At 70.9% G+C, this 20,817-nt stretch carries 16 protein-coding genes and 2 tRNA genes; 3 read left to right on the forward strand and 15 right to left on the reverse strand.

Features of this window, described 5'->3' with window-relative positions:
• Positions 1–88: 88 nt before the first annotated feature.
• From ACFVTX_RS02135 to ACFVTX_RS02155, 5 genes are all read right to left on the reverse strand, one after another.
• Positions 89–1,399 carry a CDP-glycerol glycerophosphotransferase family protein gene (locus ACFVTX_RS02135; RefSeq protein ID WP_386897622.1) on the reverse strand — a complete coding sequence of 437 codons (1,311 nt, stop codon included), beginning with the start codon at positions 1,397–1,399 and terminating at the stop codon, positions 89–91.
• A gap of 196 nt (positions 1,400–1,595) precedes the next feature.
• Positions 1,596–2,441: a glycosyltransferase family 2 protein gene (locus ACFVTX_RS02140; protein WP_386898728.1), complete on the reverse strand. Its 846-nt coding sequence runs from the start codon at positions 2,439–2,441 to the stop codon at positions 1,596–1,598.
• A 34-nt stretch (positions 2,442–2,475) separates the two neighbouring features.
• Entirely contained in the window at positions 2,476–3,288 is an 813-nt protein-coding gene (locus ACFVTX_RS02145) for a CDP-alcohol phosphatidyltransferase family protein (RefSeq protein WP_386897624.1), read from the reverse strand.
• 6 nt (positions 3,289–3,294) lie between these two features.
• On the reverse strand, positions 3,295–4,350 hold the full coding sequence (locus ACFVTX_RS02150; protein ID WP_386897626.1) for a glycosyltransferase family 2 protein: 1,056 nt from the start codon (positions 4,348–4,350) through the stop codon (positions 3,295–3,297).
• Between the two features lie 142 nt (positions 4,351–4,492).
• Entirely contained in the window at positions 4,493–6,313 is a 1,821-nt protein-coding gene (locus tag ACFVTX_RS02155; protein WP_386897627.1) for a trypsin-like peptidase domain-containing protein, read from the reverse strand.
• Between the two features lie 166 nt (positions 6,314–6,479).
• Here ACFVTX_RS02155 and ACFVTX_RS02160 point away from each other — a divergent pair, with 166 nt between their 5' ends.
• Positions 6,480–7,739: an aminotransferase class I/II-fold pyridoxal phosphate-dependent enzyme gene (locus ACFVTX_RS02160; protein WP_386897629.1), complete on the forward strand. Its 1,260-nt coding sequence runs from the start codon at positions 6,480–6,482 to the stop codon at positions 7,737–7,739.
• A 24-nt stretch (positions 7,740–7,763) separates the two neighbouring features.
• Here ACFVTX_RS02160 and ACFVTX_RS02165 read toward each other — a convergent pair whose 3' ends face one another.
• The 7 genes from ACFVTX_RS02165 to ACFVTX_RS02195 form a co-directional block, all read right to left on the reverse strand.
• Positions 7,764–8,597: a carbon-nitrogen hydrolase family protein gene (locus ACFVTX_RS02165; protein WP_386897631.1), complete on the reverse strand. Its 834-nt coding sequence runs from the start codon at positions 8,595–8,597 to the stop codon at positions 7,764–7,766.
• A gap of 67 nt (positions 8,598–8,664) precedes the next feature.
• Positions 8,665–9,159 (reverse strand): MarR family winged helix-turn-helix transcriptional regulator, encoded by a 495-nt coding sequence (locus ACFVTX_RS02170; RefSeq protein WP_386897633.1) that lies wholly within the window; start codon positions 9,157–9,159, stop codon positions 8,665–8,667.
• A 4-nt stretch (positions 9,160–9,163) separates the two neighbouring features.
• The gene (locus ACFVTX_RS02175) at positions 9,164–10,525 is read right to left on the reverse strand and encodes a flavin-dependent oxidoreductase (RefSeq protein WP_386897634.1); all 1,362 of its coding nucleotides are present in this window, start codon (positions 10,523–10,525) and stop codon (positions 9,164–9,166) included.
• Between the two features lie 70 nt (positions 10,526–10,595).
• Positions 10,596–10,967 carry a hypothetical protein gene (locus ACFVTX_RS02180; RefSeq protein ID WP_386897636.1) on the reverse strand — a complete coding sequence of 124 codons (372 nt, stop codon included), beginning with the start codon at positions 10,965–10,967 and terminating at the stop codon, positions 10,596–10,598.
• Positions 10,968–10,991: 24 nt separating this feature from the next.
• Positions 10,992–11,951, reverse strand: coding sequence for a CPBP family intramembrane glutamic endopeptidase (locus tag ACFVTX_RS02185; RefSeq protein ID WP_386897638.1), 960 nt, complete (start codon positions 11,949–11,951; stop codon positions 10,992–10,994).
• A 227-nt stretch (positions 11,952–12,178) separates the two neighbouring features.
• Positions 12,179–12,252 (reverse strand) — tRNA-Met (locus tag ACFVTX_RS02190).
• Positions 12,253–12,430: 178 nt separating this feature from the next.
• Positions 12,431–12,504, reverse strand: a tRNA-Met gene (locus tag ACFVTX_RS02195).
• A 282-nt stretch (positions 12,505–12,786) separates the two neighbouring features.
• Here ACFVTX_RS02195 and ACFVTX_RS02200 point away from each other — a divergent pair.
• Complete coding sequence (locus ACFVTX_RS02200; protein WP_386897639.1) at positions 12,787–14,139, forward strand: glycoside hydrolase family 18 protein; 1,353 nt, start codon at positions 12,787–12,789, stop codon at positions 14,137–14,139.
• A gap of 64 nt (positions 14,140–14,203) precedes the next feature.
• On the opposite strand, the gene ACFVTX_RS02205 is transcribed toward ACFVTX_RS02200, so the two are convergent.
• The 3 genes from ACFVTX_RS02205 to ACFVTX_RS02215 are packed head-to-tail and all read right to left on the reverse strand — an operon-like array spanning position 14,204 to position 19,173.
• Complete coding sequence (locus ACFVTX_RS02205) at positions 14,204–15,058, reverse strand: class I SAM-dependent methyltransferase (protein ID WP_386897641.1); 855 nt, start codon at positions 15,056–15,058, stop codon at positions 14,204–14,206.
• 2 nt (positions 15,059–15,060) lie between these two features.
• Complete coding sequence (locus tag ACFVTX_RS02210; protein ID WP_386897643.1) at positions 15,061–18,027, reverse strand: UPF0182 family protein; 2,967 nt, start codon at positions 18,025–18,027, stop codon at positions 15,061–15,063.
• 33 nt (positions 18,028–18,060) lie between these two features.
• Positions 18,061–19,173: a PDZ domain-containing protein gene (locus tag ACFVTX_RS02215; protein WP_386897645.1), complete on the reverse strand. Its 1,113-nt coding sequence runs from the start codon at positions 19,171–19,173 to the stop codon at positions 18,061–18,063.
• Between the two features lie 245 nt (positions 19,174–19,418).
• On the opposite strand from ACFVTX_RS02215, the gene ACFVTX_RS02220 reads away from it, so the two are divergent.
• Complete coding sequence (locus ACFVTX_RS02220; RefSeq protein ID WP_386898729.1) at positions 19,419–20,741, forward strand: zinc-dependent metalloprotease; 1,323 nt, start codon at positions 19,419–19,421, stop codon at positions 20,739–20,741.
• Positions 20,742–20,817: the final 76 nt, after the last annotated feature.

Genomic DNA, 20,817 nt, shown 5'->3' on the forward strand with positions numbered 1-20,817 from the left:
TTTCGAGACGCGTCGCCGCTCCGCGTCCGCGCTCCTCAACCAGCGGGAGGGGTGGTGTCGAGACGCGTCGCCGCTCCTTGAGGCGGGCTCAGCCGAGCTCGGACTCGTCGCCCCCGCGCGCCTCGGCCTTCTCGCCCTCGACGTCGTGGTCGTCGACCTCGCCGTCTTCGGCGTGCAGTGCGGCGAAGCGCTCCCACTCGGCCATGAGGTGGTCGATCGCCGCGTGAAACCGCGCCGTCGTCGCGCCGGGCGTCGTGTCGCCGAAGTAGCGCTCGACCCAGAACTTCAACCGTTCGAGGGCGGAGTCGTCGTGGGCGACCTCGTCGACCCTCGCGACCAGGGATTCGCCCGAGCCTGTGACGAGCCACTCGCACGCCTGCAGGTAGCCGGTGGTGTCGACCTCGGCGGCCGGGTTCGCCGGGCGAGTGACGAGCAGCGGCTTGCCCGCGGCGAGCCGGTCGTAGACCATGGCCGAGATGTCGACGATCGCGACGTCGGCGGCGGCGAGCTGCCACCCGAGCTTGGGCCCGTCGTCGTAGAAGTGCTTCGCCTGCGGGTCGGCGGCGTTCGCCTGCTCGATGGCGGCGATGATGCGCTTGTTCGCGGCGCCGTACGCCTCGTCGACGACGCCCGAGCGCGGGTGCGGCCGGTAGATGACGCGGTGGCGCCCGGTGGCGAGCAGCCCCTCGACGAGGTCGACGCCGTGCGACGCGATCGACCCGTAGGCGGCGGCCGCACGGTCGCCCTCCCAGGTGGGCGCGTAGAGCACGACCTCGCGTTCATCGGGCGTGTACGGCAGCGGCGTGCCGTCGAGGTAGTGGTCGGCCTGAGGCCGCCCGATCGGGATCGCCCGCTTGTCGAAGTCGTAGTCCCACAGCACCTTGTCGAGACGCGCACGCGCCGCGTCACCCGCGATCAGGGCGTAGTCGTACGCCTTGAACTGGTTCGTGGTCATGTACATCTTGTCGGACTCGCCGTGGTTGATGAACACGTGCCAGCGGCGCCCGTAGCGCATCATCTGGAAGTTCTTCGCGTTCTGGTTCACGTAGAGGATGACGTGCAGGTCCTGCTCGTGGATGACGCGTTCGAGGTCGGCGACACGGCGGACGTACGCGACCGGCAGCGGCGACTCGTCGAACAGCTTCAGCGCGGCGCCCGAGGCACGGCTGAGCAGCAGCACCGGGTGGGTCTCGGCGAGCTCTGCGAGCGGCGCGTACCACTGCCGCAGCTGGTACAGGTTGACCTTGCCGTCGGCGAAGTACACGCCGATCCGGTACTTGTGCGGCTCGAGCGGCGGCCGCTCGGCGAGCTTCACGCGCAGGGTGCGCTGCGCACGCCGCGACCACATGATGTCTTTGGCGAGCTTCACCGCGCGTCGCGCGTCTTTCCTCAATCCCACCTGACAAGGGTAGCGAGGTCTGGCCGAGCGGATGCCGCGAGGCCGCGCGGACCGCGGACCGAGAGCCGATCGTTACGGGGTGGGGTTTCGAGACGCGTGCTCCTGCGTCGCGCGCTCCTCAACCCGCTCGACGTTCGTGTCGCGCTTTCGAGACGCGTGCTCCTGCGTCGCGCGCTCCTCGACCGGCGGTCGGGCCTCAGATGACGGGCGGGCGCCCGGCCCGGGTCATCCGCCAGACGGTGCGCCAGCTCATCGGGCGACGCTCCCCGGGCGACTCGCGCCACCCGGCGCGCCAGCCGCCGAACCACGCCTTCAGCGCGGCGGGCTGGCGGGCCCAGCGCAGGATCTGGATGCCCGTCCAGGAGCCGACGTAGAACGGCACGAGCACCGCGGGCAGGTTGCGGCGGGCGAGCCACACCCGGTTGCGTGCGTTGAGCCGGAAGTAGTACGAGTGCCGGGCCGGGTCGATGACGGGGTGCGCGGCCTCGAGGGAACCCTCGTACCAAGCGACGCGCCCCGCGTCCCAGACCCGCCAGGCGAGTTCGATGCCCTCGTGCGCGTAGAAGAACGGATCGGCCCAGCCGCCCGTCTGCGCGAACACGTCGCGCGGCATGAGCACGGCGCCCTCCCAGCAGGAGAAGACGGGGCTCGAGTGGGCGGGGTCTCCCTTGCGGATGCGCGGGGTCCAGCGGCGCGGCGAGACGAGACCCGTCGGGTCGACGACGCGCGGCTGCACGAGCCCGAGTTCGGGGCGTGCCGCGAGCAGCCGGCACCCGTCGGCGAGGAAGGTCTCGCTCGGCAGGTAGGCGTCGTCGTCGAGGAAGAACAGCACCTCCCCGGTGACGTCGGGCACGCCCGCGTTGCGCCCTGCGGGGATGCCGAGGTTCTCGGGCAGGTGGCGGGTCTTCACCCCGGCAGGCAGGGCGGGTTCGGCGGTCGCCGGGTCCCAGCCGTTGCCCACCACCACGACGTCGACGTCGACGTCGCGCTGGTCGAGCACGCTGCGGATGCCTCGCGCGAGGTCGTCGGGTCGCTTGCCCATCGTGAGCACCACGACGCCGACGCGCGGATGCACGTCAGGAACGGACACGACGGCTCGCCATGATCGCGACGAAGTGGCCGATCACCGCGAGCACCGCGAGCGGCAGCAGCGCCGAAACGACGACGCGGTCGACGAGCGGCTGCCCGAAGGCGAGCCCGACGAGCGCCGCGGCGAACGCGATGAGGGTGAGCTCGACCGAGTGGTAGAGGCGGTGGAACGGCAGGAACTTCGCCGCCTTGCGCAGCTTCGCGATGAGGCCGCCGCGCGGGGCGGTCTCGCCGTGCGTGTCGGCGAGCTTCGCGAGCCCGGCGTTCGCGCGGGCCACGTGCACCATGTCGTTGAGCGCCTTGTTCAGCACGATGACGAGCGCGAGCAGGGCGCCGATCGTCGTCCAGAGGAAGTCGGCCGGGAACTCGAGCGGGTATGCGGCCGCACGGATGCCGAGCGCGATCGGGATGAGCGCCTCGGTCGTGTAGTGCCCGACCTTGTCGAGGAACACGCCCGCGGGCGAGGAGGTGCGCCGCCAGCGGGCGACCTCGCCGTCGCAGCAGTCGACGAGCATCTGCAGCTGGCCGAGCACGACGGCGAGGAGTGCGCCCCAGATGCCCGGGATGAGGAGGGCGGCGGCCGTCGACCAGCCGACGAGGATCATGAGCCCCGTCACGCCGTTCGCGGAGATCGGGGTCTTCAGCAGCAGCCAGGTCAGGTAGATCGAGAAGCGGCGCAGGTACAGCGATGCCGTCCAGTGCTCGGCGTTGCGGCGACCGCGTACCTCGGGCGGTTGCGCGACCGCGCGCAGCTCGGCGATGCTCGCCGGGCGCGTCGTCACCGGTCGGGCCTCAGACATGCGTGCTCACCTTCCCGTGTGCCGTGCGATGTTGCTCGTCAACGAGAGGTAGCCGAGCACGAAGCCGATCCCCCAGGTGACGTGGATGCAGGGCAACACTACGAGAAACCATGCCGCGGTGCTCGCGCCGCGCCCACGCGCGGCGACGACCGTGGCGACGACGACGAAGAGCAGGTAGACGAGCGGGGCGGCGAATCCGACGAGCAGCCACGGCGTCGCACCGAGCGCGGCCTGCACGATGCCGCCGAGGCCGAGCAGCAGCCCGAGCGCCACACCCACGACCATCGCGGGCGGGATGAAGTAGCGGATGCCGTTCGAAGCCGGGAAACGCCGGGCGAGTTCGCCGCGCCAGAGCCCGGTCGAGAACATCTGCCGGGCGAGCCGGTCGAGGCTCGAACGCGGCCGGTAGGTGACGGCGAGCTCGGGCGTGAACCACACCGTGCCGCCCGTCTCGCGGAGGCGCCGGTTGAGCTCCCAGTCCTGGCCGCGCTTGATGGTCTCGTCGAAGAGGCCGACGCGTTCGAGCGCATCGCGCCGGAACACGCCGAGGTAGACCGTCTCGGCGGGCCCCTCGGCACCGCCGACGTGGAAGGCCGAACCGCCGAGCCCGACCTTGGTCGTGTACGCGAGGGCGACGGCGCGTTCGAAGGGGGTCTCGCCCCGGGCGTCCATGATGCCGCCGACGTTGTCGGCACCGGTGCGCTCGAGCGTCTCGACGGCGATGCGGGCGTAGTCGATGGGGAGCATCGAGTGCGAGTCGACCCGCACGACGACGGGGTACCGTGCCGCGCGGATGCCGATGTTCAAGCCGGCGGGCGTCGACCCGACCTCGTTCTCGAGCACCCGGATGCGGTCGTCGCGCGACGCGAGGTCGGTGACGAGCTCGTTCGTGCCGTCGATCGACGGGCCCAGCGCGATGAGCACCTCGACGGGGTCCGAATAGTCTTGCGCGAGGATCGACTCGACGGCCTGGCGCACGTGCGCGACGTCGTTCAGCACGGGCATGACGTACGAGACGCCGACGAGCGACGACGGGGTCGTCTCGGGGTGGTGCTCGGGCATGTTCCTCACTCGTGCTGGGGTCGATCGAGCCTAGCAGCCGCGCGCCGGGAGACGGCATCCGCGCGGAGGCCGCACCCGTGAACGCCGAACGGGGCCGGATCTCCCGATCCGGCCCCGCTCCGTGGCACCCGTGCCGACAGGCTCAGCCCTCGTAGGTGTCGAGGGTGACCTTCACCGTCTGGGTCTTGCCGTCGCGGATCACCGTGAGCTCGGCCTCCGCGCCGCCCGCGAGCGCGCGCACCTGCGCGGTGAGGTCGGTCTGGTCGGTGATCGGGGTGCCGTTGAAGGCGGTGACGACGTCGCCGGCCGCAAGGCCCGCCTTCTCGGCCGCGCCGCCCGCCGACACCTCGGTGATGAGGGCGCCGGTGGTCGTGCTGTCTTCGGCGGACTCGGCCGAGGTGACCGTCGCGCCGAGCAGGCCGTGCGAGGCCGAACCGTCTTCGATGATCTCGTTCGCGATGCGCTTCGCGAGGTTCGAGGGCACCGCGAATCCGACGCCGATGTTGCCGGCCTCTGCGGAGTCGCCCGCGGAGAGGATCGCGACGTTCACGCCGATGAGCTCGCCCTCGGCGTTGAGCAGCGCGCCACCCGAGTTGCCGGGGTTGATCGCCGCGTCGGTCTGGATGACCGGCAGCGACACGCGGCCCGCGTTCGCGGCAGGCTGCTGAGCCTGGCCGTTGCCACCCTCTTCGGGGATGTCGAAGAAGAAGTCGAACGGGCTGTCGCCCTGGCCCTGCTGGCCGCCGTCGCCCTCGCCCGATCCCTCGTCGCTCTGGGCGTCGTCGGGGGTCGCGGGCGCCGCCGAGGAGGCGACGTCGATCGAACGGTTGAGCGCGCTCACGATGCCGTTGGTCACCGTGCCCGAGAGGCCGAGCGGGGCGCCGATCGCGATCGCCGTGTCGCCGACGTTGAGCTTGTCGGAGTCGGCGAACTCGAGCGGGGTGAGGCCCGACGCGTCGACGAGCTTGATCACGGCGAGGTCGGAGAGCGGGTCGGTGCCGACGAGCTCGGCCTCGTAGAGGTGCCCGTCGTTCGTCTTCACCTGGATCGTCGGGTCGCCCGTCGCGCCGTCGAGCGTCACGACGTGGGTGTTCGTGAGCACGTAGCCGTCGTCCGAGAGGATGATGCCCGAACCGGTGCCCGCGCCCTCGTTGCCCGCGACCGAGATGGTCACGACGCTCGGGCTCGCCTTCGCGGCGACCGCGGTCACGGCCGTCACCTGGTCGGTGTCGTTCACGACGATGTTCTGCGCGCTGTTCGGGCTCGCGGTGGAGCTCGACTGCTGGTTGCTCGTCACGAGCGCGGTGATGCCCGCACCCGACGCGCCGCCGATGAGGGCGGCCGCCACGATCGCGGCGGCGATGCCGAGCCCGGCGCGCCGCGGCTTCTGCGCCGCCGGTGCAGCGGATGCCTCGGGGCCGGAGCCGTACGGCGGCACGCCCGCGAGCGGCACGGTCGGCTGGGTCGCGGTGGCCTGCTGGCCGCCGAACGCCGGAGGCACCTGGCCCTGGGCGGGTGCGGCGACGGGCGGCACGGGGCCCGTGCTCTGCTTCTGGTACTGGGGGGCGTGGTACGGCTGCGGGGCCTGGCCGGGCTCGTACACGGTGCCGGTGGCCTGAGCGGGTGCGGCCGGGGCCGCAGGTGCGGTGGGTGCAACAGGCGCGGCGGGCGCTTCAGCTGCGGGTGCGGCCGGGGCGGCGGGCGCTGCGGCTGCGGGCGCGGCCGGCGCGACGGGCGCCGGAACCGTCGGAGCGGAGGCGGCCTGCGCCGCCGACGCGGGAACGGGGGCCGCGGGCGCGGCGGGGGCCGCAGGTGCTGCGGGTGCGCTCGCCTCGGGGATGACCTCGGTCGCGTTCGTCTCAGCGGCGGTGCTCTCGGCGGCGTTCGTCTCGGCGGCGTTCACCTCGGGAGTGTTCTCGCCCTCGCGAGCCTCACCCTGTGCGCCGTCAGTCGTGTCGGTCATGTCTGCTCCTTCCAAAGCCATGCCAGCATCCCGCGCGAAGCTGTGCACCGGGTCGGCGGTTCCTATGACCTTGCTATCACCGAGCAGGGATTCCCCCGAACGACCCGAATCGGGCTCGACGCCCTGCGCCAGCGTACCCGCGCGGGCCTTCGCGTACGGTGTGAGCATGAGCGACTTCTCCCCCGCTTCGGGCCTCCTCCCCTGGCAGCGCACGGCGTCGGGCGCGGGCCTGCTCGCCGCCGACGGACGGGTCGCCGCGACGATCTTCGCCGAGATGAGCGCGCTCGCGAACCGCACCGGGGCGATCAACCTCGGGCAGGGCTTCCCCGACGAGGACGGCCCCGCCGCGGTGCTCGAGGCGGCGCGCGACGCGATCGCCGCGGGCGTCAACCAGTACCCGCCGGGCACCGGTCATGCGGTGCTCCGCGAGGCGATCGCCGCGCACCAGGCGCACTGGTACGGGCTCGGGTTCGACCCGGCCTCCGAGGTGCTCGTCACGGCAGGGGCGACCGAGGCGCTCGCCGCGACGATCCTCGCGTTCGTCGACACGGGCGACGAGGTCGTCACCTTCGAGCCCTATTACGACGCCTACGCCGCGCTCATCGCGCGGGCGGGCGGCGTGCACCGCACGGTACCCATGCACTGGACGGCCGGCGGCGGGTCCGACGGGCGGGGCGGCGCCGTGGCATCCTGGCGGGTCGATCTCGACGAGCTGCGCCGCGCTGTGACCGACCGCACCCGGCTCATCGTCGTGAACTCGCCGCACAACCCGACCGGTGCCGTGTTCGACGACGAGGTGCTGCGCGAGATCGTGGCGCTCGCCGAGCGCCACGACGCGCTCGTCGTGACCGACGAGGTGTACGAGCATCTCGCGTTCGACGCACCGCACCGCCCGATCGCGACGCTGCCCGGCGCCCGCGATCGCACGATCTCGATCTCCTCGGGCGGCAAGACGTTCTCGGTCACCGGCTGGAAGGTCGGCTGGATCACCGCGCCCGCACCGCTCGTCACCGCGGTGCTCGCGGTCAAGCAATACCTCACGTACGTCAACGGCGCGCCGTTCCAGCCGGCGATCGCGACGGGGCTCGGCCTGCCCGACGCCTTCTTCGCCGGAGCCGCGGCGACGCTCGCGGCGAAACGCGACGTGCTCACCGCGGGCCTCGAGGCGGCCGGGTTCACGGTCGCGCGCCCGCAGGCGGGCTACTTCGTCGTCGCGGATGCCTCGGCGCTCGGCTTCTCCGACGCGGCCGAGCTGTGCCGTCGCCTGCCCGAGCTCGCGGGCGTCGTCGGGGTGCCCGTGTCGGCGTTCGTGCACGCCGACCGGCACGACGCGTACGGCAGCCTCGTGCGATTCGCGTTCTGCAAGCGCCTCGAGGTGCTCGAGGAGGCGGCGGCGCGCCTCTCCGCACTGCCGCCGGTCGAGTAGCGAAGCGTCTCGAGGCCGCCCTCCTCAGCGCGGGACGACCCCGTACCGCCTGAGCGCGAGCGCCGGGTTCGTACGGCGCACCGCGGCGATCCGCTCCCGCGAGATCCAGGCGACGGCGACGTCGGGCTGCTCGCCGAGCGCGGCGATCTCGACCCCCATCGGGTCGACGACGACACTGCGGCCCACCGCGACGGGCGGCGTCTGGTCGGCGGCGGCGAGGTAGACGGTGTTCTCGATCGCCCGGGCGAGCGCGAGCGTGCGCCAATGGTGCTCTTTCAGGGGCCCGCGCACCCACTCGGCGGGCACGAGCACGAGGTCGGCGCCCGCGTCGACGACGACCCGGGTCACCTCGGGGAACCGCAGGTCGTAACAGGTCTGCATGCCGACCGCGAGCCCGTCGACCGTGAAGATCTCGGGCTCGTCGAGCGCGCCCGCGACGACCCGGTCGGACTCGCGCTGCCCGAACGCGTCGTACAGGTGCTGCTTGCGGTAGCGGGCGATGAGGCGCCCGTCGTCGCCGAGCGCGACGAGCGTGTTCGAGAACCGCGAAGCGTCGCCCGGGATCTGCTCGAGCACCCCAGCGACGAGGTGCACGCCGAGTTCGCCCGCGAGCGCGCCGAGCGCCCGTACGAACCCGCCGTCGAGCGGCTCGGCCGCGTCGGCCATCTCCTGTCCGAGTTCGGGCGTGAAGAACATCGAGTACTCGGGGAACACGACGAGCCGCGCTCCTCGCCCCACCGCGATGCGTGCAAGGCGCTCGATCTCGTCGAGGTTCGCCGCTGCGTCCGCGACGGGTGCGAACTGTGCGATCGCGATCGCGAGTTCGTCACGGTCGGATGCCTCGTGCGCGTCGCTCATGCCTCCAGCGTAGGCCGCTCGTGCGGCGGCCGGGCGGTCTCGGTCGGGCCCGGACCGAACGTCCGGTTCAGCCCGCCGGGCGCGTCCGACGCTCGACGACCTCGCGCAGCCGTTCGAGCACCGGCACCGCCGCGGCGAGGGCGTCGCGCTCGGCCGGGTCGAGTTCGGCGAGCGCGTCGCCCACGATCGCCGCGCTCGCCTCGTCGAAGCGGGCGAGCAGGTCGAGTGCCTTCGCCGTCGCGCGAACCCGCACCCGCCGCCCGTCGCCCGCCTCGGCGAGCCGCTCGACGAGGTCGGCGGCCTCCATCGTCTTCAGGAGGTTGCTCACCGTCGGGCGGCTGAGCGCGAGCTCCTGCGCGAGCTCGCCCGGAGAGACGAGCGCGCCGTCTGGGAGTGCGCGCAGCACCTCGATCTGCGCGTCGGGGAGGTCGGGCAGGCCCTCAGCGGTGCGCGCGGCCCTGAGCAGCGTGCGCCGCAGGGGCGCGACGACGAGGTTGAGTCGCGCGAGCGACGGGTCGGTCGTCACGGCGGTCGCGGATGCCTCGGGGCGTGTCAGCGGCATCCGGTCAGTCTGCCATCTGCTCGCGCGGCCCCAGCCTCGCCGACAACGAGGAGCGCTCGTTGAGCGTCGACGGGTGGAACCCGGCCGTGCGCTTGTAGTCGTCGGCGATCTGCTGCAGCTCCTCGGCGGGGATGACGTCGTGGATGTCGGCGAACCCCTCGGGCGCGCGGTCGTAGGCGAGCTGCATGACCCGCTCGGGGCCGAGCCGACGGGTCATCTCGAGCAGGCGCGCGGTCGCGGGCCGGCGGTCGGCGTCGTAGGCGTCGAGCGCCGCGCGGATCGCCGCGGTGGTCGCGGCGGGGTCGGCCGCCGTGGTGCCGGCCGTCTTCTCGAGTTCGACGACCCGGTTCGCGAGGTGGAACGCGAGGGTGCGCGCGTCGAGGATCGCCTGGGACGCCCCGTTCGAACCATTCGGGTACATGGCGTGCGCGGCGTCGCCGAGGAGGACCGAACCGCCGAACCGCCACGCGGGCAGCGCCTCGCGGTCGACCATGGGGTACTCGAGGATCTCGTCGGCTGCGGCGATCGTCGCCGGCACGTCGAGCCAGTCGAATGTCCACGCGTCGAAGAGCTCGACGATCGGGGCGGGGTCGACGGGCCGGTTCCAGTCGGCCCGCTCTCGCGTGCCCTCCGGGGCGCGGCGTTCTGCGATGAAGTTGAGGCGGAGCATCCCCTCGCCTTCGCCTTCGCCTTCGCCTTCGCCTTCGCCTTCGCCTTCGAGCGGGTACGCGACGAACTTCTGCTCGCCGTCGCCCGCCATGATCATCGTGCGACCGTCGAGGTACGCGGGCACGGTCGCGGTGCCGCGCCACAGCACGAGGCCCGACCAGACGGGGGCGCCGTCCTCTGGGTACTCCTGCGCGCGCAGGGCCGAGTGGATGCCGTCGGCCGCGACGAGGACGTCGGCCGCGACCTCGAACTCCTCGCCGTCCGCCCGGGCGAAGCGGGCGAACTCGTGGCGCTCGCCGTGCTCGACCACCGCGAGGCGGCTGTCGAGGCGGATCGCATCGTTGCCGAGTCGACGGCGCACCTCGTCGACGAGGAGCATCTGGAACTCGCCGCGGTGCACCGAGAGCTGCGGCCAGTCGTAGCCCGCCTCGGTGCCGCGCGGCTCCGACCAGATGGGCTGGCCGTGGCGGTTGAAGTACGAGAGCCGACCGGGCTTCACCGCGATCGCCTCGACCTCGGCGGCGAGGCCGAGCTCGGTGAGCTCACGCACGGCATGCGGCAGCAGGTTGATGCCGACGCCGAGCGGGCGCAGTTCGGCGACCCGCTCGTAGACGACGATGTCGCTGAATCCGGCCCGGTGCAGGCTGAGCGCGGTGGCGAGCCCGCCGATGCCGGCGCCCGCGATGACGATCTTCACATGTCCTCCTTGTCACGTGCTGGTCACGTGCGATCGCCGAGCGATCCACAAGGATAGTTTTGCAACAAAATCAAATATGCGTCAAGGCCGCCGACGCGACGACAAGTCCGGAGAATGGCGCGTCCAGGCTCGCACTACCCCGCGCCCATGACGGTCGACGTAGGATCAAGGCGAACCCGATTACCTGGCCGATCACGCCCGCGATGCCCGACCAGTCGTCGGCGCCGCCGGTCACCTCGATCGCACCGAGGGCCCGCTCGACGACGAACACCAGCGAGATCGCGATGAACGGGATGGCAAGGCCCACCGCGATGTCGGGCAGGGTCCACCGGTTCACGGTCAGCCCGAGGCTGCGCCACACGGGGCGGTGGTTCCGGCGATACCAGATGATGACGAAGATGCCGGACAGGAGTCTGACGACGTTGAGGATCAGGCTGATCATGGGCGGCGACGCTCGGTCTCGGGGTCAGCTTTCGGAGGCCGCAGCGTCGGGTGCGGGCGTCGCGAGCGCTGGTGCCTGCGATTCAGGGCTGCGCGAGGCATCCCAACGCCGGAACACGAGGAATGCCACCGCGGTCGCGATCAGCAGCACGACGACGGCCGGAACACTCGCCTCGGTGCCGAAGTCTCCGCCGGTCAGCCAGTCGGGCGAACCTTCGGTCGGCTGCAGGTAGATCGCCGAAGTCGTGAGCGGCGGAAGGCCGCTCACGGGGATGCCGTAGAGGTTGCCCATCGCGAAGTTCCAGCCGGCGTGGAACCCGATCACGATCCACAGCGCGCCCTGGCGAAGCACGATGAACGTCGCGAACAGTGCGTAGAGCAGGATCATCGAGAACGGCAGCGGGTGCAGCAGCACCCCGTGGATCAGTGTGAAGACGACGGCCGGCAGCAGCACCGCGAGCCACCCCGGCAGCTTCAGCGCACCGTTCTGCAGCAGGAAGCCGCGAACGAGCAGCTCCTCGGAGCCGCCCTGCACGAAGAAGGTCAGCGCGAGCAGCACGAGCAGCCCGGTCGCGGCCCAGCCGGAGGTCGTTTCCGCGGGGGCCGCGACCTGCTCGTAGGCGCCGATCGCCCAGAGGAACAGCGCCGGGATCGAGAGCAGCACGATGCCGCCGACGAAGCCGAGCAGCATCGTGACCACGCCGCGGCCCGGGCGGCGGAAGCCCAGCGTGCGGACCGCACGCCGTTCGAACAACACGACCCACAGGATGATGAACAGCCCGGCCGCGGCGAACGAGATCGACTGCTGCAGCTGCGCCTCCGGCGAGCCCGTCGGCACCTTCCAGACGTTGATGAGCACGCCGAGCACCGCGGACTGCACGATGAAGATGCCGCCCAGGAACACGAGGATGTACGCCAACCACCACGGCGTCACCCGCCTACCGCTCGCGGCGTCCTGAACGAACTGCGTACTGCGAACCGACATCGGTCACTCCTCCGAACGAAAGGGCGGGAAAGGTTCCGAAATCACGCTACCGGGGACGGGGGTTTCGGCGTGGAAGTGCAGAATCTCGGCGCGTCCGAGCGACCAGGCTTCGCCACACCGTGCGTTCGAGGGCATCCCGTGCCAACTCATGACGCATAGCAGCTGAAGGACAAGGCTCAGAGAATGCCGAAGGCCCGGAATCGCGAACGATTCCGGGCCTTCATCTGTTGCGGGGGCAGGATTTGAACCTACGACCTCTGGGTTATGAGCCCAGCGAGCTACCGAGCTGCTCCACCCCGCGTCACAAGGAAGAGTCTACACGGCCGCGGGGGCCGCTCGGACCGCATGGCGCTCCAGGGGATCGAGTGCGAGCGAAACGCGGGGAATCGCGCGCACGCGTCACGGAGGGCAGGGCCGCCGCCGGGCAAGACAAAAGGCTCCTGACCTGGCGAAACGCCTGATCAGGAGCCTTTTCTTTGTTGCGGGGACAGGATTTGAACCTGCGACCTCTGGGTTATGAGCCCAGCGAGCTACCGAACTGCTCCACCCCGCGGCACAAGAGAAAACACTATCACGGGATCTCGCACTCGTCCAATCGGCCCCCACCTCCATCGACTGAACGCCGCGAACGAACCTCGCCCGCCGAACGGCCCGCCGAGTGTGCAGCGGGTGCACACCTCGCCGATTCCATTGGAGATCTCCACAGCGACCGCACGCGTTCGCCCGTGGCATCCGCGAAGCTTTGTTAGGACTCTTTCTTTTCAGGGCGGCGACTTGGTACCGTCTCGCAACCGCCGTGATCACGGCGGCCGAGGCCACGATCGACGAGGATCCCATGTCACCACTCCCCCTGCTGCGCGGGGCGGCCGCCGCCGTCGCCGCCACCGCGCTCATCGCCACCGCCGCGGCCGCACCGGCCGCGGCGCACCAGCGCCACCAGCCCGAAGGCCCGAGCGACATCAACGGCTACCGCAGCGTCGGCTACCTCATGGCCGACACCCCGGTCACCCGCGACTTCCAGATCGCCGACCTGCTGAAGAACGGCGCGATCGAAGACGTCACCCACATCAACTACGCCTTCGGCAACGTCACCGAGAACCTCGTCTGCGAGATCACCGACGTGCCCGGCGAGGGCGACGCGTACAACGACTACCTGCGGCTCGTCACCGCCCAGGACTCGGTCGACGGCAAGCGCGACAAGACGAACAAGCACCAGCGGCTCGCCGGCAACTTCAACCAGCTGAAGAAGCTCAAGGCCGTGAGCCCCGAGACGAAGATCCTCGTCTCGCTCGGCGGCTGGACCTGGTCCGACCACTTCTCGGCGGCGGCAGCCACTCCCGAGAGCCGCGAGAAGCTCGTCTCCTCCTGCCTCGACATCTACCTGAAGGGCAACCTGCCGAAGGTCGGCGGGCTCGGCGGCGAGGGGGTCGCCGCGGGCATCTTCGACGGCATCGACGTCGACTGGGAGTGGCCCGTCAACGGCGGCGAGACCTCCAACGCGAGCCCCGCCGACCGCGAGAACTTCCTCGCGCTCATGGAGGAGTTCCGCAGCCAGCTCGACGCCTACGGCGACGAGACCGACGAGGACTACCTGCTCACCGCGTTCGCCCCGGCCGGCGGATGGAACACGAACGCCGGCGGATGGACCGACCCGCGCCTCTTCGAGGTCGTCGACTTCCTGAACATCCAGGGCTACGACTACGCCGGCGGATGGACCGGCAACACCGGCCACCAGGGCAACCTGCACCCCGACGGGTCGAACAACTGGGGCCTCGCCCTCGACAACGCTGTTGGCCTCTACACGGCCGCCGGAGCCAGCCCCGAGCAGCTCAACATCGGCATCCCCGCCTACGGCCAAGGCTGGACGAACGTCACCGTCGGCGACCGCGCCGTGTGGACGCCCGACGCCTCGGTGACCTCGATCGGCACGAAGCCCTACTACGAGATCCGCTCGATCGGCGAGGGGTACTACGACCCGGCGCTCGGCGCCTCGTGGCGCTACGACGCCGTCACCGGCCAGTGGTGGAGCCTCGACGACCCGAAGTCGGTGCAGCAGAAGGCCGAATGGCTCGCCGAGCAGGGCTACGGCGGCGCCATGTGGTGGGACCTCTCGGGCGACTACCGCAACGAACTCGGCGGCACGCTCGGCCACACGCTGCGCGCCGCCGCCGAGGGTCCGCTCGACTGACCGTCACCAGAGCGAGCCTGCGGCCGCGGCCGACCTTCTCCCGGTCGGCCGCGGTCGTGCTCGTTCAGGCCCGGTTCGTCGCGACGATCTCGTACGACAACGGCAGCCACCGCTCCTCGGGCCAGCCATACATGCCCTGCCCCTGCGAAGTCGTCGCCGGGTAGACCTGCCACGGCACCGAGTAGTGCTCGTCGAACCGGTCGACCACGAGCCCGGCCGCGCGCATCGCACCGAGCACCTCGCTCAGCGGGTGCAGCCACTCCCAGGTGCGACCGTGCTCGAGCCGCGCCTCGGGGTCGGCGTAGTCGCTCGGGTCGTCGATCACGTCGGGCTTGCCGCTGCCGTAGGCGTACTGCACGGTGGGCAGCCCGCCGGGGCCGTCGGCCCCGTCGAGCACCATTGCAGCCGGATGCCCCTCGGCGAAGTAGACCCGGCCGCCCGGCTTGAGGAACCAGGCGACGATCCGCGCCCACTCGGCGATGTCGGGCAGCCAGTTGATGGTGCCCCACGTCACGAACACGAGGTCGAACGACTCGGGCTCGGGCAGCATGTGGCGGGCGTCGTACACATTCGACTCGATGAACCGGGCACGGCCCGTCACGCCCAGCTCGGCCGCCATGCGGCGTGCCTCGGCGACCGCCGACGGCGAGAAGTCGATGCCGACGACGCTCGCCCCGAGGTTCACGAGCGAGAGCGAGTCGGAGCCGAAGTGGCACTGCAGGTGCAGCACCCGCACGCCGTCGAGCCCCTCGGGGAAGAGCTCGGCGATGCCGGCAGCGGAGATCGGGTCGAGCACGCTGCCGCCCTCGCGGAGCGGTGACTGGTCGTAGAAGTCGCTCGCGACGTGCACGCCGACGCGTTCGTCCCAGTTGGCCCGGTTGTCGTCGAGCCACTCGCCGTCGCGCAGGTCGAGTCCCACGATCAGTTGCCGGAACCCTCGGTCGAGCCGTCGCCGCTCTGCTCCGCGTTCGACAGCGCGATCATCTTCGAGATCGTGTCGGCGAGCTTCGCGTCGGCGGCGCCGTATGCCACCCAGTCGCCCGCGGCGAGTGCGGCCTGCTTGTCCTTCAGGGCCTGTGCGGCCTGGTTGAGGAGCGCCTGCATCTCGTCGCTCGGGGTCTCGGGCGAGGTCGGCGTGCCGCCCTCCTCGGGCGTCGGCGTCGCGCCGGGCTCCACCTCGTTGTCTCCGGCCGTCGCACCCGAGTCGCCGCCGAACAGCACGTCGAGCGCCTGGTCGAGGGTGTCCTGGAAGGCGATCTGGTCACCGAAGGCAACGAGCACCTTCTGGAGCAGCGGGTAGCTCGTGTCACCCGTCGACTTCACGTAGACCGGCTGCACGTACAGCAGGCCTCCGCCGACCGGCACGGTCAGCAGGTTGCCGTTGATCACGTCGGACTGGCCCTGCTTCAGCAGGTTGAGCGACTGCGACACGCTCGGGTCGGAGTCGAACTTCGCCTGCACCTGACCGGGGCCGGGCACGTTGTCGTCTTCGGGCAGGGTCAGCAGCCGGAGCTTGCCGTAGCCGTCGGAACGTTCACCGTCGGACGCACCCGCATCGGAGTCGACCGCGAGGTACCCGCGCAGCACGTTGCGGCTCTCGTCGCCGCGCGCCTCGGGGATGAAGGTCGAGTACAGCGAGTAGGCGGGCGCCTCCTGGCCGGGCATCTGCATGGTCAGGTAGTACGGCGGCTGCAGCAGTGCCGTGTTCGCGCCGGCCGTCGGCTCCTTCGGCGTCGTCCACGCGTCTTCGCGCGAGTAGAACGGGCTCGCCTCGGTGACGTGGTAGCGGCCGAGCACGGAGCGCTGCACCTTGAACAGGTCGGACGGGTAGCGGACGTGCGACATCAGCTCGCCCGACATCTCGCTCATCGGCTGGATCGTGGTCGGGAAGACCTTCTGCCAGGTCTGGAGGATCGGGTCCTCCTCGTCCCACGCGTAGAGCGTGACCGAACCGTCGTAGGCGTCGACCGTGGCCTTCACCGAGTTGCGGATGTAGTTGATCTCGTCGAACGCGAGCGCCGGGGTGACGCCCTCGTTGTCGGCGATCGCCTCGCTCATGCTGACCTTGTTCGAGTACGGGTACTGGTCGGAGAGCGTGTAGCCGTCGACGATCCACACGAGCTTGCCGTCGACGATCGACGGGTACGTCTCGGAGTCGAGCGTCAGGTACGGGGCGACCTTCTGCACGCGCTGGATCGGGTCGCGGTCGTAGAGGATCTGCGAGTCCTCGGTGACCTGGTCGGAGAGGAAGATCTGCTCGGACTGGAACTTCAGCGCGTAGATGAGCTTCGTGAAGACGTTGTCGAGCTTCGGCCCGCCGTCGCCAGAGAAGGTCGTCTGAGTCTGCTCGTCGTTGTCGCTGCCCGCCGGGTAGTCGAGCTCGATCGGCTCGCTGTCTTTCGGGGCGCCGACGATCGAGTACTGCGGCGAGCTCTCGCCGAAGTAGACGCGCGGCTCGAAGTCGCCGAGCGAGCCCGCCTGCGGGATGCCCGACTCGAGGAACACCGGCTGCCCGTCGACCGAGCGCTGGTTGCCGGCTGCGGCGACGAGGCCGTAGCCGTGCGTGTAGACGAGGTGCGAGTTGTACCAGGTCTCGGCGTCGCCGAGGCCCGAGAGCTTGACGTCGCGCACCGCGACCACCGTGTCCTGCGTCTGGCCGTCGATCTCGTAGCGGTCGACGTCGAGCTGCTTCGGGAACTGGTAGTACTGGCGGAACTGCTCGAGCTGCTGGAAGGCCGGTGCGATGACGAGCGGGTCCATCAGACGGATGTTCGCCGTCGTCTCGGCGTCGGAGCGGAGCGCGCCGGGCTCGGCGTCGGTCTTCGCCGCGAACGGGATCTCCTCGACGTCGGCGACGTTGTACGCGTCACGGGTGAGATCGATGTTGCGCTGGATGAACGGCGCCTCGAGCGACTTCGCGTTCGGGTCGACCTGGAAGCGCTGCACCACCCACGGGTAGAGCGAGCCCACGAGCAGCGCGGTGACGACGAGGAGCGCCGTGCCGATGAGCGGCAGCCGCCAGCGGCCCATGATCGCCGTCACGAAGAAGAGGATCGCGACGACGACCGCGATGCCCGCGAGGATGCCGCGGCCCGGGATGGTGGCATTGACGTCGGTGTAGGCGGCACCCGTGATGAGGTCGCCCGTCTCGGTGACGGTCGCGTACTGGTCGAGCCAGATGCTGACGCCCTGGAGCAGCAGGTAGAGCCCCGCGGTCACGGCGATCTGGATGCGGGCCGACTTCGAGATGACGACCTCGCGACCGCTCACGCGGATGGCGCCGTAGAGGTAGTTCGTCGCGATGACGAGCAGCACCGACAGCAGCACGACCGCCGAGGCGAAGCCGACGACGCTGCGGTAGAAGGGCAGCTCGAAGACGTAGAAGCCGATGTCGAAGCCGAACTGCGGGTCGGTCTGACCGAACGGCGTGCGGTTGAGCCACGCGAGGGTGACCTCCCAGCGGCTCGACGCCGAGACGCCGGCGAAGATGCCGAGCACCGCGGGGATGCCGTACATCGCGAGGCGGCGCAGCGGCTCGAACACCTCCTGGTAGCGGTCGAGCTGCGAGTTGAGCTTCGCGTAGACGGGGCGCGTGCGGTACGCGATCTGGATCGACCCCCAGATCGGCAGCGCCATCGCGAAGAAGCCGATGAGGAACAGCGAGATGCGCGCGATCCACTCGGTGGTCAGCACGTCGAGGTAGCCGAGCTGCTGGAACCACAGCACGTCGGCGTAGACGCCCGCGAACATGAAGAACGCGATCACGAGAACGGCCACCACCCCGATCGTGATCGCGATCGGCGCGCGACGGCGCTGGATCCTCGGTTCTTGCGGCTGTGCTGACACTCTCGGCCTCTTGCTTCGGTCGGGATGGGATCGAGACTCCATCCTAGAGTCGCGATGCTTGGAATCTGCTGCTGGTCAGGAGGCGTCGCATGACGGGTAGGAGCCCGTCAGTTCGCCGTCACCCAGGTCTTCGACGATCGTGCGGGCCTGGTCGAGCGTCGAGACCGCGAACACGGTCAGTCCGTCTGGGACGTTGCCCACGACCTCGTCGCAGTTCGACTCGGGTGCCAGGAACCACTCGGCGTCGGCGTCGTGCGCCCCCCACAGCTTCTGCCGGATGCCGCCGATCGCCCCGACGGCACCCGCCGAGTCGATCGTGCCGGTGCCGGCGACGATCTCGCCGCCGGTCATCGCACCGGGCGTCAGCTCGTCGACGATGCCGAGCGCGAACATCATGCCGGCGCTCGGGCCGCCCACGTTGTCGAGTTGCAGCTCGACGTCGATCGGGAACTCGTAGTGCATGCGCACCCCGACCCCGAGCACGGCGACGCCGTTGCGGTCGACCGGGGTGACCTCGACGGTCTCGCGCACGCCGTCGCGTTCGATCTCGATCGACGCCGGGGCATCCGTGCCGTGTTCGCGGACCGCGGACTGCAGCTCGCCGATCGAGTTCACCGGGGTGCCGTCGAGGGAGACGACCACGTCGTCCTCCTCGAGCACGCCGTCGGCGGGCGACCCCTCGAGCAGCCCGACGATCGTCACCTCGCGCGGGAAGTCGTAGCCGAGCTCGACGAGGGCCGCGGCGATCGCATCCTGCTGCGAGTCGACCATGGCCGCCTCGTTCTGGGCGTCGCGGTCCTCATTGCTGACGCCGGGCGGGAAGACGGCCTCGACCGGGATGACGGTGCGGGTCTTGTCGCCCCAGGCCCAGAGCACCTCGAGCCAGTTCGGGGTGTTGCCCGGGCGCCCGACGACCGAGACCGTCAGGAGGTTCAGCTCGCCTTCGGTCGGGTAGGTCGTCTCGTCGGGGATCGAGATGAGCGCGACCTCGTCGCCGTCGGCGTTCTCGGCGGTGCCGAGGGTGTCGTACACGGGGCCCGGCTTCTCGATGACGTACGGCGACGGGAGCAGGCCGAACACGATCGCGATGACCGTCGCGACGGTGACGGCGGCCCAGCCGATGCGTTCGCGCCGCGATCGCCGACCGTGCTCGGAGGGCGCCGACGGCTCGTCGGAGAAGAGGGCCATCGGGCAGTCCTTTCGCACCGTTCGCGGCGTCGGCCGGTCGTACGCGGCGACGGGCCGGTGAAGCGGGCTGGCCGAGCCGCGCTGTTCGCGAAGGGCGGACACCCGGAAAGCCAGCCTAGGCCATTTCCCAGTCGCAGCGCCGGAAGCCCGCGTTACGGTGGAACCGACGAGAGCTGGAGGTGGCGAACGTGGCCGATCAAGATGGTGGTTCCGGCGACCGGAACCCCGAGGACGAGTTCCGCGACATGCTGCGCGAACTGCTGTCGGGTGCCGGCGGCATCGACCCGTCGAGCCTCGCGGGCGCGGCCGGCCTGCCGAACGACCCGGCGAGCGTCGCCGCGCTGTTCAGCCAGCTGCAGCAGGCGATGAACCGCAGCGGCGACGGCATCGACTGGAGCATCGCCGCCCGCCAGGGCGAGGAGCGCGCGTCGCAGGGCCAGACCCAGATCTCCGACGCCGACCGGGCCAGGTTCGACCAGGCGTTCCAGGTCGCGTCGCTCTGGCTCGACGAGGCCGTCGACTTCTCCGCTCCCCCGCAGACGCCCGAGCTCCTGACGCGCCGCGCGTGGGCCGCGGCGACGATGCCCCTCTGGACCCAGCTCGCCGAGCCCGTCGCGCTCTCCATCTCCGAGGCCCTCACCCGCGTCATGCGGGAGCAGGCGCCCGAGGAGATGCAGCCGATGATCGAGAACGCGAGCCGGATGCTCCGCGGCATCGGCGGCACGCTGTTCGCCATGCAGCTCGGCCAGGTCGTCGGGCAGCTCTCCACCGAGGTCGTCTCGGGCGGCGACATCGGCATTCCCCTGCTCGACGACTCGCGTGCGGCGATCCTGCCCCAGAACGCGGCCGCGTTCGGCGACGGGCTCGACATCCCGGCCGACCAGGTCGAGCTGTACCTCGCGGTCCGCGAGCTCGCCCATGCGCGGCTGTTCCGGCACGCGCGCTGGCTCCGGCTGCACCTCATCACGGCGATCACGGCGTTCGCGCACGGCATCGACATCGACACCGACCGACTCGAGGAGCTCGCCGAGGGCTTCGACCCCGCGAACACCGAGGAGCTGCGGCAGGCGGTCGTCGGCGGCACGCTGATCCGCCCGAAGAGCGAGGCGCAGCAGTCGGCGCTCGACCGGCTCGAGACGATGCTCGCGCTCGTCGAGGGCTGGGTCGATCAGGTCACCGCGGATGCCACGGGCCGCCTGCCGCGCACCGAGGCCATCGCCGAGTCGATCCGCCGCCGTCGCGCCTCGGGCGGGCCGGCCGAGTCGGCGTTCGCCACCCTCGTCGGCCTCGAGCTGCGGCCGCGCCGCCTGCGCGAGGCGGCCGCGATGTGGCGTGCGGTGACCGAGGCCGTCGGCGTCGAGGCGCGCGACGCCCTGTGGGCGCACCCCGATCTCCTGCCCACCGCCGCCGACCTCGACGACCCGAGCGCGCTCGTCGCCCGACTGACCGGCAGCGACGCGGCCGAGAACGAGGCCGACGACGAGTTCGACCAGGCGCTCGAGCAGCTGCTGCGCGGCGAGACCCCTGCGGGCCCCGGCGAAGACGGCGAGGAGCCGCCCGCGAGCTGACGCGCGGCTTCTGCTTCACCGCGGAGCCCGACCGGGCGCCTGTGGATGGATTCCGTCGGTCGACCCGCCGGTGCGC

Origin of the sequence: Agromyces sp. NPDC058136, from assembly GCF_042884375.1 — a bacterium.
In the GTDB taxonomy this organism is placed as follows: domain Bacteria; phylum Actinomycetota; class Actinomycetes; order Actinomycetales; family Microbacteriaceae; genus Agromyces.

Coding starts and splice junctions, on each gene's coding strand:
- ACFVTX_RS02140 (WP_386898728.1), bottom strand. CDS start 2,441: ATGGGCAAGCGACCCGACGACCTCGCGCGAGGCATCCGCAGCGTGCTC.
- ACFVTX_RS02145 (WP_386897624.1), bottom strand. CDS start 3,288: ATGTCTGAGGCCCGACCGGTGACGACGCGCCCGGCGAGCATCGCCGAG.
- ACFVTX_RS02150 (WP_386897626.1), bottom strand. CDS start 4,350: ATGCCCGAGCACCACCCCGAGACGACCCCGTCGTCGCTCGTCGGCGTC.
- ACFVTX_RS02155 (WP_386897627.1), bottom strand. CDS start 6,313: ATGACCGACACGACTGACGGCGCACAGGGTGAGGCTCGCGAGGGCGAG.
- ACFVTX_RS02160 (WP_386897629.1), top strand. CDS start 6,480: ATGAGCGACTTCTCCCCCGCTTCGGGCCTCCTCCCCTGGCAGCGCACG.
- ACFVTX_RS02165 (WP_386897631.1), bottom strand. CDS start 8,597: ATGAGCGACGCGCACGAGGCATCCGACCGTGACGAACTCGCGATCGCG.
- ACFVTX_RS02170 (WP_386897633.1), bottom strand. CDS start 9,159: ATGCCGCTGACACGCCCCGAGGCATCCGCGACCGCCGTGACGACCGAC.
- ACFVTX_RS02180 (WP_386897636.1), bottom strand. CDS start 10,967: ATGATCAGCCTGATCCTCAACGTCGTCAGACTCCTGTCCGGCATCTTC.
- ACFVTX_RS02185 (WP_386897638.1), bottom strand. CDS start 11,951: ATGTCGGTTCGCAGTACGCAGTTCGTTCAGGACGCCGCGAGCGGTAGG.
- ACFVTX_RS02200 (WP_386897639.1), top strand. CDS start 12,787: ATGTCACCACTCCCCCTGCTGCGCGGGGCGGCCGCCGCCGTCGCCGCC.
- ACFVTX_RS02210 (WP_386897643.1), bottom strand. CDS start 18,027: ATGGAGTCTCGATCCCATCCCGACCGAAGCAAGAGGCCGAGAGTGTCA.
- ACFVTX_RS02215 (WP_386897645.1), bottom strand. CDS start 19,173: ATGGCCCTCTTCTCCGACGAGCCGTCGGCGCCCTCCGAGCACGGTCGG.
- ACFVTX_RS02220 (WP_386898729.1), top strand. CDS start 19,419: ATGCTGCGCGAACTGCTGTCGGGTGCCGGCGGCATCGACCCGTCGAGC.